The sequence below is a fragment of the Candidatus Accumulibacter necessarius genome, from assembly GCF_036625085.1.
In genome coordinates, this window is record NZ_JAZKUM010000001.1 from 302,564 (window position 1) to 315,240 (window position 12,677).

The 12,677-nt window shown below is 56.7% G+C and carries 10 protein-coding genes; all 10 read right to left on the reverse strand.

The genetic code is table 11. The features are described 5' to 3' along the window. Positions 1-50: 50 nt before the first annotated feature. Positions 51-563 (reverse strand): acyltransferase family protein, encoded by a 513-nt coding sequence (locus V5B44_RS01600; protein WP_332357870.1) that lies wholly within the window; start codon positions 561-563, stop codon positions 51-53. Beyond that, positions 529-2,397, reverse strand: coding sequence for a polysaccharide biosynthesis protein (locus V5B44_RS01605; RefSeq protein WP_434735400.1), 1,869 nt, complete (start codon positions 2,395-2,397; stop codon positions 529-531). Before V5B44_RS01605 ends, V5B44_RS01600 begins: the two co-directional genes overlap by 35 nt. A gap of 113 nt (positions 2,398-2,510) precedes the next feature. Continuing rightward, positions 2,511-3,071, reverse strand: coding sequence for a sugar transferase (locus tag V5B44_RS01610; RefSeq protein WP_332357368.1), 561 nt, complete (start codon positions 3,069-3,071; stop codon positions 2,511-2,513). Beyond that, positions 3,068-4,018, reverse strand: a complete 951-nt coding sequence (locus V5B44_RS01615; RefSeq protein ID WP_332357369.1) for an NAD-dependent epimerase/dehydratase family protein — start codon at positions 4,016-4,018, stop codon at positions 3,068-3,070. The genes V5B44_RS01610 and V5B44_RS01615 overlap by 4 nt, the downstream gene beginning before the upstream one ends. Beyond that, positions 4,015-4,755: a glycosyltransferase family 2 protein gene (locus V5B44_RS01620; protein WP_332357370.1), complete on the reverse strand. Its 741-nt coding sequence runs from the start codon at positions 4,753-4,755 to the stop codon at positions 4,015-4,017. The genes V5B44_RS01615 and V5B44_RS01620 overlap by 4 nt, the downstream gene beginning before the upstream one ends. 80 nt (positions 4,756-4,835) lie before the next feature. Then, on the reverse strand, positions 4,836-6,140 hold the full coding sequence (locus tag V5B44_RS01625) for a glycosyltransferase (protein WP_332357371.1): 1,305 nt from the start codon (positions 6,138-6,140) through the stop codon (positions 4,836-4,838). Further along, a complete protein-coding gene (locus V5B44_RS01630; RefSeq protein WP_332357372.1) occupies positions 6,118-7,242 on the reverse strand; it encodes a glycosyltransferase in 1,125 nt (374 codons plus the stop codon). Before V5B44_RS01630 ends, V5B44_RS01625 begins: the two co-directional genes overlap by 23 nt. 20 nt (positions 7,243-7,262) lie before the next feature. After that, entirely contained in the window at positions 7,263-9,152 is a 1,890-nt protein-coding gene (gene asnB / locus V5B44_RS01635) for an asparagine synthase (glutamine-hydrolyzing) (RefSeq protein ID WP_332357373.1), read from the reverse strand. 123 nt (positions 9,153-9,275) lie between these two features. Then, positions 9,276-10,763 carry a glycosyltransferase family 4 protein gene (locus tag V5B44_RS01640; RefSeq protein ID WP_332357374.1) on the reverse strand — a complete coding sequence of 496 codons (1,488 nt, stop codon included), beginning with the start codon at positions 10,761-10,763 and terminating at the stop codon, positions 9,276-9,278. Beyond that, positions 10,763-12,649, reverse strand: coding sequence for an asparagine synthase (glutamine-hydrolyzing) (asnB, locus tag V5B44_RS01645; protein WP_332357375.1), 1,887 nt, complete (start codon positions 12,647-12,649; stop codon positions 10,763-10,765). Before asnB (V5B44_RS01645) ends, V5B44_RS01640 begins: the two co-directional genes overlap by 1 nt. Between the last annotated feature and the right edge of the window lie 28 nt (positions 12,650-12,677).

Genomic DNA, 12,677 nt, shown 5'->3' on the forward strand with positions numbered 1-12,677 from the left:
CCAGAAGTGGCCGCCCGCGTCCTCCGCTTTCGCCTCCAGCCGCGAAAAAATCAGCCCTGCAGGGTGAGTTTTGCAAGAGGCTCGAAAGTCAGATTCGCAATGACATACCTGACCCAGGTTCCTGAAAAATACTCAGTAACGCTGTGCGAACTGACAGCGACCATGCCGAAAGCGCAAAGCATGACGACGGTGAAATACGCGGGATAGATTCGCCTGATACGCTTCATGGCGTACGACGAAAGGGAGGTTGAACGCTCGAAGCTCATGAAAATCAAGAAGCCGCTGAGCACGAAGAAGCCCTTTACCGCCATACCGGATGACAAGACTTGACTTATCACGGCCAACTCTGAAAATCCTGAGAGTTCGTAAGCGTGAACGAGGCACACCGTTCCTGCAAAGAGCAATCGCAGGAGGTCGAAGTTGTTCTCAGTCAGTCGGGAACTTAAGGGTTGTTGCATGGCTGACTTATGGGGTGCTGCAAACGGCAATAAGCCACTACGACCTTGTTGAGCCGACTCAATGAGTTGATCATTGGCTTGAGCTCCCTGTTCCAGTGCAACCATCACCAGCGGAAAATACCGGCTGATACTCGGGCACCCAGCGCATCAAGGTCTGGCGCACCTGGATGTCGTTCTGGTTGCCGCCCTCCAGCCAGGAACGCAAGCCAGGCAAGAAGTCGTCGTCGACGGCGCGGGCGCCCGCAATGCGCAACTTGGGGTGCGGCGTGGCGCGGGTCTGCTCGGCATCGGCCAGCAGTTCTTCGAAGAGTTTTTCGCCGGGGCGCAGGCCGGTGAACTCGATGCGAATATCCTTTTGGGTGTAGCCGCACAGCCGGATCATGCGGCGCGCCAGATCGACGATCTTCACCGGTTCGCCCATCTCCAGCACGAATATCTCGCCCCCGTGACCCATCGCCGCGGCCTGCATCACCAGTTGCGCGGCTTCGGGGATCGACATGAAATAGCGGGTAATGTCGGGGTGTGTCACCGTGACCGGTCCGCCGCGCGCGATCTGCTCCTGGAACTTGGGGATTACGCTGCCTGTGCTCCCGAGGACGTTGCCGAAACGAACGGTCTCGAACTGCGTATTCCCACCCTGCCGGTGCAGCCCCTCGCAGACCATCTCCGCCAGCCGCTTCGTCGCCCCCATCACGTTGGTCGGATTCACCGCCTTGTCCGTCGAAATCAACACGAAACGTTCGGCATCGAAGTGGGCCGCACACTCGGCGACCCGCAGCGTGCCCAGCGTGTTGTTGCGCACCGCTTGCCAGGCATTGCCGATCTCCATCAGCGGCACATGCTTGTACGCCGCCGCATGAAAGATAACCTGCGGTCGCCATTCCCCAAATACCTCGTCGAGGCGCTCCGCGTCCTTCACGTCGCCGGCCAGCACCACCAGCTCAACATCGGGCATGTGCAGCGCAAACCATTGTTCGAGGGTATACAGCGCATACTCGCTCTGCTCGAAGAGCAGCAAACGGGCCGGACCGAAACGCGCCAGTTGCCGGCACAACTCGCTACCGATCGAACCACCGGCCCCGGTGACCAGCAAGGTCTTGCCAGTCACCAGGGCGGAGACATGCGGCGTGTCGATCCAGATCGCCTCACGACCAAGCAGATCTTCGATCTCGATGGGCCGGATCGACGAAACAGCCACCCGCCCCCCCATCACATCCTCAATCCCGGGCACTGTGAAGACGTGCGCTCCAGCTTCCACGGCGAGGTCGGCAGCTCTCCGACACGCCTCGGCAGACGCCGAGGGCATGGCCAGGATCACGTGAGCAGCTTTTTCCGAGGCCAGGACCTCGGGCAGGCTCTCGATGCCGCCTATCACCGGATTTCCGGAAAGCTCACGCCCCCATTTGCTGCGGTCATCATCTACCAGCGCCACCACCCTCCAGTCCGGGCTGCGCTCAAGCTCGCGAACCAGCATCGCCCCACCGCGCCCGGCTCCGACGATCACCACCGGCTTGCCTTGGGCGATCAGCCCACCATAGAGGTGATGTTCCTTCCACATGCGATAGGCGGCTCGGCCGCCACCCATGTAAATGACCAGCAAGATCGGATAGAGTATCAAGAGGGAGCGCGGGACCGCCATTCCCCCATAGCGATAGAAAGCGAAAAAAGCCACCATGGCAGCCGTCGAAAACGCAACCGCGCGCAAGACCCGCTTCAAGTCCGGTAAGCTGGCAAACATCCAGATCCCGCGATAGAGGCCGGCCAGGCCGCAGGCCAGGGCATGCGCAGGTACCAGGAACACCAGACCCCATCCCAACAGGGGAACAAAGCTGCCTGGCAGATCGAGGTTGAAGCGCAGCAAAATCCCGCCAGCCCAAGCAACAATGACGGCCGAGAGATCGAACAAAAAAACGAAGAGGGAAAGAAAGGCCTTGGTCACTTGAAAGCGCAGTGAAAGCTGCAGCAAGCCTGAATCAAAGGAGAATTGTAACCTTTCCGCCAGGCTCCCCGGGGAATCATCGGGTTTCGGCGGCAGCAGAATGACCTGTCGGCCTAGTGGGAGACACCATCCCGCTTGAGTACCTTGACGACGGTCAGCCACAGGATACGGATATCGAACAGGAGCGAGCGACGAAGCAAGTACTCGGCATCCAGCGCCACCTTCTGCGGAATCGGCAGTTCGTCGCGCCCGTTGACCTGTGCCCATCCCGTCAGTCCCGGCATCAGTTCATGCACTCCGCGCTCCGTGCGCAAGGCCACCAGGTCATCCTGATTGAACAGCGCGGGGCGCGGGCCAACAAAGCTCATGTCGCCGGCAAGGATGCTCCACAATTGCGGAAGTTCGTCGAGGCTCGTCTTGCGCAGGAAGGCACCGATCGGTGTAAGCCAGGCTTCCGGATTCTGCAGCAGGTGAGTTGCCACCGCCGGCGTGCCGGTGCGCATACTGCGGAATTTTGGCATGTGGAAAATCCGGTTGTAGCGGCCCACGCGGTCGGACCAGTAAAGCACCGGACCGGGCGAGGTCAACTTTATTGCAATCGCAACCATGAGGAGCGGCAACGCCAGGACAGCGGCAGCCGGCACAGCCAGGCAAAGATCGAGCAGACGTTTCATTTTCCAAGCATCTCCGCAAGCCCGTCGGCAAGCGACACCTTTGCTCGCCAACCTAGCTCCCGTTCTATCCGTGCCGGGGAAAACCAGGCCGAACCCAGCAAGCGATCGAGAACTTCGCTGTCGAATGGCATTCGCCGTCTCGTCAGCATCTCCAATGCATCGCCACCGATGGCTGCAAAACGCAGCAAAAATGCAGGCACCTCCCAGGAACATCGTGGCATCTCGAGCGTCGACCGCAGAGCGTCGAACAACTCCCGTCCCGATGGTGCCGCATGCGAAGCAACGATATAGGTCCGCCCGGAAGCCCGCGGATCGTTGGCAACCAGACGTATCGCCGCGGCAACATCATCGACATGCACAAGGGAACGGTGATTGGCCGTTTCCGGCAACGGGGGAAACAAACCGCGCTTGACCAGCCGCCCCATGCGTTCGAGGTTCCCACGGCCGCCTGATCCATAGACCATGGCAAGGCGCAGATTGACCACGTGCATCCCGTAGCGGCCACCGGCCTCCAGCACAGCCGCCTCAGCAGCACGCTTTGCTTGCCCATAGGCGGTTTCCGGCTGCCCGGGGAAATCCTCATCGGCACAGCAGCCTCCCGGCTCGGCCATCGCCTTGACACTGGAGAGGAAGACAAAGCGTCGCACGCCCGATTGCCCCGCTGCCTCAACCAGATTGCGCGTTCCCTCGAAGTTTACTTGCCATTGAATCGTCGCATCGTCGCTCGCAAGGGAGCCAAATGCGTGCGCATAGCCAGCACAATGAAACAGCCGGTCCACACCAGAGCATGCTGCGGTCAACGCCGCTTTGTCAGCCAAGTCAGCGACAAACGCATCGGCGCATGAAATGGGTTGTCGCGACAGGCGGCGGCAAGTTGCACCGTCTGCCTCAAGTACCCTGATCAATCGTTGGCCAATGAACCCGGTTGCGCCGGTCACCAGATTCATGGCTCGACTTCCGGAACCCTGGGCAGCCGTCCCCGGTGCTTCCAGAGAAAACGCGCCATGCTCATCAAGTGCCAGCGCAGATGGCGCAGACTCCGACGACTGTCACGCTGCGCATCATGAATGACACACCCCCGTGGGCACGCCAGTACCTTCATCCCCTTCTGCCATACCCGGGCGCATATATCGACGTCCTCGTAGTAAAGGAAGAAGTGCTCATCGAAACCACCCAAATCATGGAAATCGCGGCTACGAAACAGCATGAACATTCCAGCCACCCATTCCGGAGCAAAATCCGCCTCGTCTTGCCGGACAACATAGCGACCATCGCTCCCCGCGAGTGCCTTCATGAGCAATGAACCCGGCGTCGGGAAGCGCCGCATGCTGTCTTCGATCTCCCCATCGGGTGATCTCACCAGCGGTGCCACAAGGGCTACGCGATCGTCACCGAGCGCGGCGGACAGGACAGGAAACGGATTCCGGTCGAATTCAATATCCGGATTCAACGGGCAAAAGAACGTCTGGGTGCAAGCAGCAAAAGCCGCATTGTGATTGGCGCCGAAACCCTTTGGCTCCGCATTGCTGATGACCGTCACACGAGCGTTATCCGGCAATGCCACCGATTCCGGAACATTCAAGGTCAGAATGATCTGGGCGACTTCCGGGAATGCCAGGAGCTGTCCGACGAGCCTCCCCACCATGTCGCCGTGTCCATGGCTGACGATCGAAACCGCTATCAATCAAGCACCCCTAACCGACTCAAGCAGCCAACGTAACCCTTGGGCACCGTCAAAAACGTACCGTGAAAATGCCAATGCCGTCATGCCGCCCCGCGAAGCTTCTCGAAGAGCTTCCTGTACTGCCCGTTGCGAGCGAACGATGAGACCAGTTCATCGTCGAGCAACGCGGGATAATCACGAGGCCGGAGACTGCACAGCGCCTGCGAGGCACGTTCAGGCGCCTGGGAGTCCAGCCACTCACCAACCTGCCATTGTTTGACCAGACGCGCCGCCTCGGTATTCTCTGGCGAGAAACACAGGATAGGCCGCCTGGCCTTGATATAGTCAAAAAACTTTCCGGTGATCACTTCGTCGCTGCTGGCCGGATCCGTATGCAAGATCAGAAGATAGTGCATTCCCTGCATAACAGTGAACACCTCGTCATGCGCCACGGAAGCGTTTGCTTCAACAAAAGGAAAGTCCTTGAGATCAATGCGGGACAGGCGCAGCGAGCCGTAGAAGCATAGGCGGATAGCGATCCCGGTCTTTATCGCTCCGGCGATAGCGCGGAAGAGTGGCTCAATATTTCGATACCCCTTCTCATCGTCGTCCGCCATACCGAAATAACCGATACGCAAGTCCACGGAGTCACTCGCCCCGCGAACCGGACAAGGCTCGCCGGCATATCCGTTCATCATCATCAGCCCCTTGCTCTCGAGAGGCAGCTCCGGAAACAAGCGACTCAATTTCGCGAGCATCGGTTGCGAAGCAAAAGTGATGAGATCGGCCCTCTTCAGACTGAACCGTTCGAGCCTGCGCGAAATCATCGAAGCTAAGGTACCCCTGGGCGAGAATATCGTGCTCCCGTTCCAGCTATCCCGATAATCAGCGACCAGATCGAGTCGCCCGTCAAATTTCTTCTTCAATAATCCACCTACCAGCTGCATGCTGTGGGGCGGGGTGGAGACTATCAAGGTGTCAAAGCCCCTTGATTCAATCAGTGCAACAGCGGCGCGATAGTACTTCGGCACCATGAAGAGGCCAAGATCCGGGATCACCAGGGAAGTTACAACGCGCTTGACAACCCGCAGCCGGGACAACCAGACGCTGGCCGAACCGGCAGGGTGATGTGCGATTCTCATCAGGCTGTTCTGGACCGATCTTTTCAATGGATCCGTCAGATAGGTGACACCCAGCCCGGTCAGTAGCTCTCCCAGGCCAAGATCTCCGAAGTCCGCGCCGTCGGAGGTCAGAATATTTACCTCGCAGCCCTGATCCTTCAGGTAACGAGCCAGGTGCACAACGCGAGCAACGCCACCCACGGAAGCCGCATAGGGGACAAAATACTGACAGATGATCAGCACCTTTCGGGGTACAGACAAATCAGACAAGCCGTTCGATCTCATGCAGTAGACTCCGGCCACCAACCTCGAAACTCAGTTCCTTGGCGGCACGGCCGGCAGCACGCTTGCAGGCCGCAATGGAGTCATCGGTAAGTTTTTCAAGCGACTCAGCCAGGGCGCTGGGTTCAAAGGAATCAGCAACCACCCCGAGCGAATAGTCCTGGACAATACGCGCCATCTCGGGGGATGGGCCGATCGCCACAGCCAGTCTCGCCTGAATGAACTCAAACAATTTGTTGGGCAAGGCATGCTCATAGTTGAAATTGACCGGGGGCAGAAGAAATATACCCACATCGTACTTGTTGATCGTCCGGCAGATGTCGGCCATGGGGACCGCAGGAATGAAACGGATCCGGTCATCGCCGGCGGCGCGGCAGCGCAAGTCGCGCATGCAGGCCGCATCAGTCTCGACCAACATGAAATCGAGCGTGAAACGCTTGTCGAGGTGCTTCATCACGTCAATCATCGCTTCGAGGTGCCTGGAGGGAATCGCCGCGCCGTGGTGAATCAGCCTAATCTGGCCGGGTATTGTCGGGGAGGGGAGCAATCTCTGATCCACTGGAGCATTATGAACCACGAGAGGATTGACGCTGTAATGACGGGCATATTCGTCGGCGATACCCTGGCAAACAGTGATCATCACCGCTGCCCTGGGCAGGTAGCGTCGGCAGAGCTCGTGGTGATAAGGGCCAAAGAGTACGCGCCACAACCACTTGTCCTCAAACTCCCGGGGCGAGTATTCATGGGCATCGACCAGAACCGGTGCTTTTCCGGCCAATTGGAGTGCAAGAGGAAGTGCAGCAATGTCGTTGGCAATCAACAGGTCAAAGTTTCGGCCCCGAATTGCCTTGAACCCATTGCGCACCTGCGGAAGGTTCCAGTAGTAGCTATCGAAAAGTCTGGAAAGCAGCTTGATTGCCCATGTCGCCTTTTGCAGGAGACTGGCTCGTGGACTCTCTAGCTCGATAAACTCAATGTCAGCATCCGGTCTTGGCCCAAAGCCGCACACAGTAACGCGGTAATTCCTTTCCAGAAGTCTGACCTGTCGCATTACTCTCGGATCGCTGCGGATCAGCGAAAATGAAAGTATGAATATTCTTTTCATGTTCTTCCGGATCGTTTGCGTCAGGCCAGGAAGTGGCTGTGCCATCGCGAAAAGTTGATCCAGCGCCAGACTTGCCAGGAAAACGGCTTCTTGCCCGTCGCGATCAGATCGAACTCCTTTAGAACCTCGGCTTGAAGAAGGAATGGCAACTGAAGGTCGACCCGCAGCCAGCCACGAACGGTGTCAGCCATTCCCAGAAGCCACTCCTTCTCAGGAGTTTCAAAGCCGATCTTGTCGCGTCGGTCCAGAACATCATCCGGAACGATACCCCGCATCGCCGCGCGAAAGACGTGCTTGGTTTCGCCTCTCGGCGAAATCAGGTAGGCCTCAGGCAGCGAAAGCAGCAACTCTACAAGTTCCAATGTCAAAAACGGCACCCGGCTCTCCACCGAGAAATGCATCGAATTGCGGTCGCCGTGACGCAGCAGTGCAGGCAGACCACGCCTGGTGAGAGAAAGCGCCAACTCGGCGGCCAGTCGTCTACACGACTCGCCCTGCGTCGAGCGGTCTTGCGGATGGCGACGGACAATCCCCCTTTCTTCAAGGGGAGTTGCATTCATCCAGGCAGGTACGGTCTGCATTCCACTGATCCACCGCAGGAAATCATTGAGAAGGGTTCCCTGAGTCAGTTCGGCAACGGCTCGCTTGCCCCCGGCCAGGCGGCTTCGACCGGGCCACCTGGCCCACTCATCAAGGAAATGCCAAGCCTCAGCATAACTCCCTTGCTCAACCAAGCTGCGGATGCGCTGTCCGGGATAACCGTTGTAGCCGGCAAGCATTTCATCGGCCCCCTGACCATCCAGGGTGACAGTGACACCTTGTTCCTTCGCCAGCCGGAACACCCGGTACTGTGCATAGATGCTGGTACTGCCAAATGGCTCGCCTTGAGCCTGAATCATATCGTCCAAGTCCGCTGCGAGTTCATTGGCGCTGACTACCACCTTGTGCGGCACGGCACCCACATGCTGGTTGATGCGATCGACCCATCTCTCTTCGGAGACCTCGCTGCCATGAGCGATGTAGCTGAACGTGTTGATCGGTGCATCCGGGGCCACATGGCGCATCGCACACACCACGGCCGAAGAGTCGATCCCCCCAGAAAGGGCAGCGCCCAGGGGAACGTCACTGCGCAGATGCAAACGAATGCTGTCCAGAAAGCGCTCGCGCAGTTGCTCGGCCGCTTCGGCGAAACCGAGATCGCGCCGCTCGGCGATCCGCGGTTGCCACCAGCGCACTGCTTTGGCCAGCCGTCCGCTGGCAATGTCCAGCTCAAGAACGTGGCCAGGCTCGAGGTGGAATACCCCATCCAGGAAGGTGCGGGGGCCGCTGTCGTAGTCGCCATGAACGAGATAGTCATAGGCTCGTTGCCAGTCAAGTTCGACCTTTTCCTGTTTCAGTTCCTTGATCGCAGGAATTTCCGAAGCAAACAGGAAATTGCCCTGCTCCAGCGAGTAGAAAAAAGGCTTGATGCCGAATGCGTCGCGCACACAGGTGATCGTTCCTTGCCCGCGATCGAAGACCACGAATGCGAACATGCCCACCAGACGCAGCAGGCAGCCTTGCCCCCACTGGCGCCAGGCCGCCAGCAGGACCTCGGTATCGGAATCGGATGCGAAACGATGACCCAACCGCTTCAGTTCTCCCCGCAATTCCCGGTAGTTGTATATCTCGCCGTTGAACACGATGGAAACCGCCCGATCCGCTGACTGCATGGGCTGATGGCCACCAGACGTCAGATCGATGATCGACAGGCGCGTGTGACCCAGCGCTATCGTTGCCCCCCCAAACTGGAAGGTTTCCTGCCCGTTGTCATCCGGCCCCCTAAAACGCAATGCACGGGCCGCATCACTCAACACGGCTTCAAGGCGATGGACACCATTGCGCCAGACGCCACCAAAGATGCCGCACATTGCTTCAGTCGTCCCTTAACGCTGAATAGACAATGGCGAGGAAAAGAAATAACCTCTCGCCGTTATTCAGCACGCCGCAAGAAAACGAAATAAATAAGCATATTGATAGGCGGCTTGCGCTCTCTAATTCGAGAGACTCGATGTCAGGCCGTCGTACAAGCGGACAAGCTTGGCTCTCTGACTATCCCAGCCATAGCACGAAATGATTGCTGAGATTTGATCGTCCGTTGGGCGATACTTATCGGCTTCTCGCGAAAGCCTTTGCATCGCAAGGGCAATGCTCTTCGGCGAACTTTCATCCATCTCAATGCCGACCGGAAATTTCTCAAGGAAAGATTTCAGTTCTTTCAATCGCGCGATCGCCACCGGCAGGCCTCCGACAACGCTCTCCAACAACTTGTTTGGCATGCAATAGTAATAACTCAAGCACACGTTCTGGATCGGAATCAGGCTAAAGGTTGCTGACCGGATGAATGGAACCACCAGACTCCCTGGTACGGGATCAACAAGGTGAAGTCGTTCGGATACGCCCAACTCATCGGCAAGGCGGACGAGAAGTTCTTCAGTCACCGAGTAACGTGATCCAACGAGGGCCATATGGATACCAGGCGCGTACTGCAGCGCTTCAACGCAATTCTCCAAACCTCGGTCGATGGTAACCGCTCCCACATATACGGCCAATTTTTCGCTATCTCCTAGTCCCAGATGGCTACGCAGCGTTTCGGTGCACGTGCCCCCGCTCCCCGAAGTATCAAGAGCTGGCGTATTTAGAATAACCGTGGGCCGAGCGATCCCATATTTTCGTGATAACCAGTCTGCGATGCTCTCACAGACGGTGATCACTGCTGCCGCGCGACGAATCAATGCATTTTGATAGCGATCAATAAATAACCATGTCAAACGTCTCAGCTGATAGTTGGTATGAGTTTCCAGTTCATGGGCATCATAAATAAATGGGACGTCGAGTTTTCGCGCGGCCAAATAACCTCCACTCAAGCACACCATATCATGTATATGCACAACATCTGGCTGCCAACTGACAATTGAAGCAGTGCAACTGACGGCATAATCATTCAAGTGAACAAGTGGCTCAACATAACTTGCGACCGCTTCCCGAATCTTGAATCGCAGTGTGATCTCGGCGCTGAATCTCCTAAACGACTGAAGCGCGTTCCGAAAAATTCTTCTCAATGACATCGGGAATACAACGCGAATGATGACAATAGACCGTATGGCTTGCGAGATTAATACCGCAATAATCTTTATCACTGCGAATGGCACCGACACAAGAGCCAATATCACCATTAGCTTCAGTGACCCCCAAGTCTCCCTAAGACCACAGCGCCAGCCGATTTTAAAACGATCGGCCAGCCACAGAGAATAGATCCGTAGGTGCACTAGAAACAATGCAACCAGTCGACGAGGATTTACGGCAGCACTCCGCGGCAAGGATTTGTACACCACTCCATTTTGCGTCTCAGTCAGTTGTTGCCCTACTTGACCACGACAAACGACAAGAACTTGATTACCCGCACGAACTAGGGCCTCCGCTTCGCGGATTACCCGAGAGTCGATCTTCCACTCGTGCTGCAAAGTCATTGCGATGCGCATCAATGGATTCCATCACGCCACGCGCCGGAAGCACGCAACGAAAACCATTCATTAAGACTGATCCAGCGCCACAAAGCCCAGGAATTATTGGCACTACCACTCTGATGGGCGTCCCAAAGATCTCGAAGTGCGTTTTTCTGATAGCCAGGCACTTCCAATATCGGTCCGCTAAACAAGCGATCGAGACACCATTGCTTCAACTCGCCTCGCAGCCATATATCGAGCGGTGCCGCATACCCCACCTTGTCGGCGCGCCACTGTATTTCTACAGGAATCAGGCCGTCGGCAGCCTTGCGCATGATTAATTTCTGCCAGCCGTCTTTTATCCATAAGCTATCCGGCAAGGATATGCAGTAATCCACCAAATCGTAGTCCAGGAAAGGCAAGCGAGCTTCCCGTGAAAAAGCCATCGAGTTTCGATCCGCATAGCGCAACAGTTGAGGCAGGCAGTTGTACTGCAACGCTTCGGCCAACTGCCGCCTCAGGCGTAACCCGGGGCGAGCGTCCGGAACCCCGACGTCGTACGGCCCCTTGTATAGCGCAGGACGTTTTATTCCTGCCATACCAATAATTTCCGGAAGCGAAAAAGCGACTCTCGGATTAAAACGCCTGGCACTATCCTTGAAACCTCGACTGGCCCGTCGCAAGCGCCCGTTGAATACTATTGTCTCTCGAATGGCACTCCAGTATTCGCGCTTATCCAGAAGGTCAAGTTGGAAGCTTTTGAAATAATGCTGATATCCCGCGAGAACTTCGTCGGCACCTTGTCCATCAATAAGAACGATTGTGTTGTTTTCCTGCGCCAATCGTGCGACACACCACTGCAGATATATTGAAGCTGAGAGAAACGGCTCCTCCTGGTGCCAATGCAATCTCAGTGACTCCTCCATAAGTCGTTGCGGGCTAGGTGAAACCGAAAAAGGATGGGCGCCTGCCTGCTTCACCACCGCATCGATCTGCGGCCCCTCGGAAATCGTCAAGTCATCATCGAACCTGGCTGAAAACGTATTCTGTGTGAAAGAAGTTTCGGTCTCGCGCAGCTTTGCAAGGAAACCAACCAAGGTGGACGAATCCAGCCCGCCAGAAAGACTGGAGCCAAGCGCCACGTCTGCACGCATTCGCATACGGACGCTGCGTTCGAGCAACTCACGGAAACGCTCGACGGCAGCACCTTCACCGATTGAGGCGTCAATGGGGTTATAGTCGGGCGTCCAGTAGCGCCAATGGCGCAACTGATTGCCTCCACTGTCAAAGACCATCGCATGAGCAGGAGGTAAACGCTGAATGTCCCGGAAAAATGTTTCAGGACCATCTTCATAATATGTGCCTGCCACATATTTTGCCAAGACATCTTCATTGGTTGCGTCGGAAACGCCCGGGAGGCAGAGTAGAGCCTTCATTTCTGATGCAAAGGCAACGCACCCGTCCTTGGGGCGCGCCCAGAATAGAGGCTTTTCGCCAAAGCGATCCCTGGCCACGAACAGCCGGTGCTGAACTGCATCCCACAAGGCAAATGCAAACATGCCATTCAATCGGCTTAGACACTCAACACCCCAATGCATATAACTTGCCAAAAGAACTTCCGTATCACTGCCCGTACGAAATGTGTGGCCCGCTCTGGCGAGCGTTTCCCGCAGCTCAAGGTAGTTGTAGATCTCCCCGTTATATGTAATCACGAACCGCCCGTCTTCACTCTGCATTGGCTGGTTTGCCTCCGCAGAGACGTCAATAATGGCTAAGCGACGGTGCCCAAACGCCAGTTTCTTGTCGTCGCGCACCCAAAGACCCCCATGGTCGGGACCGCGATGGATCAGGCGATCGCGCATACGAATCACCAAACCAGAATCGATTGGCGAATCACTAAGCAGAGCAACTAGACCGCACATACACGTCCCAAGAAAGGTTAGGAAATTA

Coding starts and splice junctions, on each gene's coding strand:
- V5B44_RS01610 (WP_332357368.1), bottom strand. CDS start 3,071: ATGAAACGTCTGCTCGATCTTTGCCTGGCTGTGCCGGCTGCCGCTGTC.
- asnB (WP_332357375.1), bottom strand. CDS start 12,649: ATGTGCGGTCTAGTTGCTCTGCTTAGTGATTCGCCAATCGATTCTGGT.
- V5B44_RS01640 (WP_332357374.1), bottom strand. CDS start 10,763: ATGCGCATCGCAATGACTTTGCAGCACGAGTGGAAGATCGACTCTCGG.
- V5B44_RS01625 (WP_332357371.1), bottom strand. CDS start 6,140: ATGAGATCGAACGGCTTGTCTGATTTGTCTGTACCCCGAAAGGTGCTG.
- V5B44_RS01600 (WP_332357870.1), bottom strand. CDS start 563: ATGGTTGCACTGGAACAGGGAGCTCAAGCCAATGATCAACTCATTGAG.
- asnB (WP_332357373.1), bottom strand. CDS start 9,152: ATGTGCGGCATCTTTGGTGGCGTCTGGCGCAATGGTGTCCATCGCCTT.
- V5B44_RS01630 (WP_332357372.1), bottom strand. CDS start 7,242: ATGAAAAGAATATTCATACTTTCATTTTCGCTGATCCGCAGCGATCCG.
- V5B44_RS01615 (WP_332357369.1), bottom strand. CDS start 4,018: ATGAATCTGGTGACCGGCGCAACCGGGTTCATTGGCCAACGATTGATC.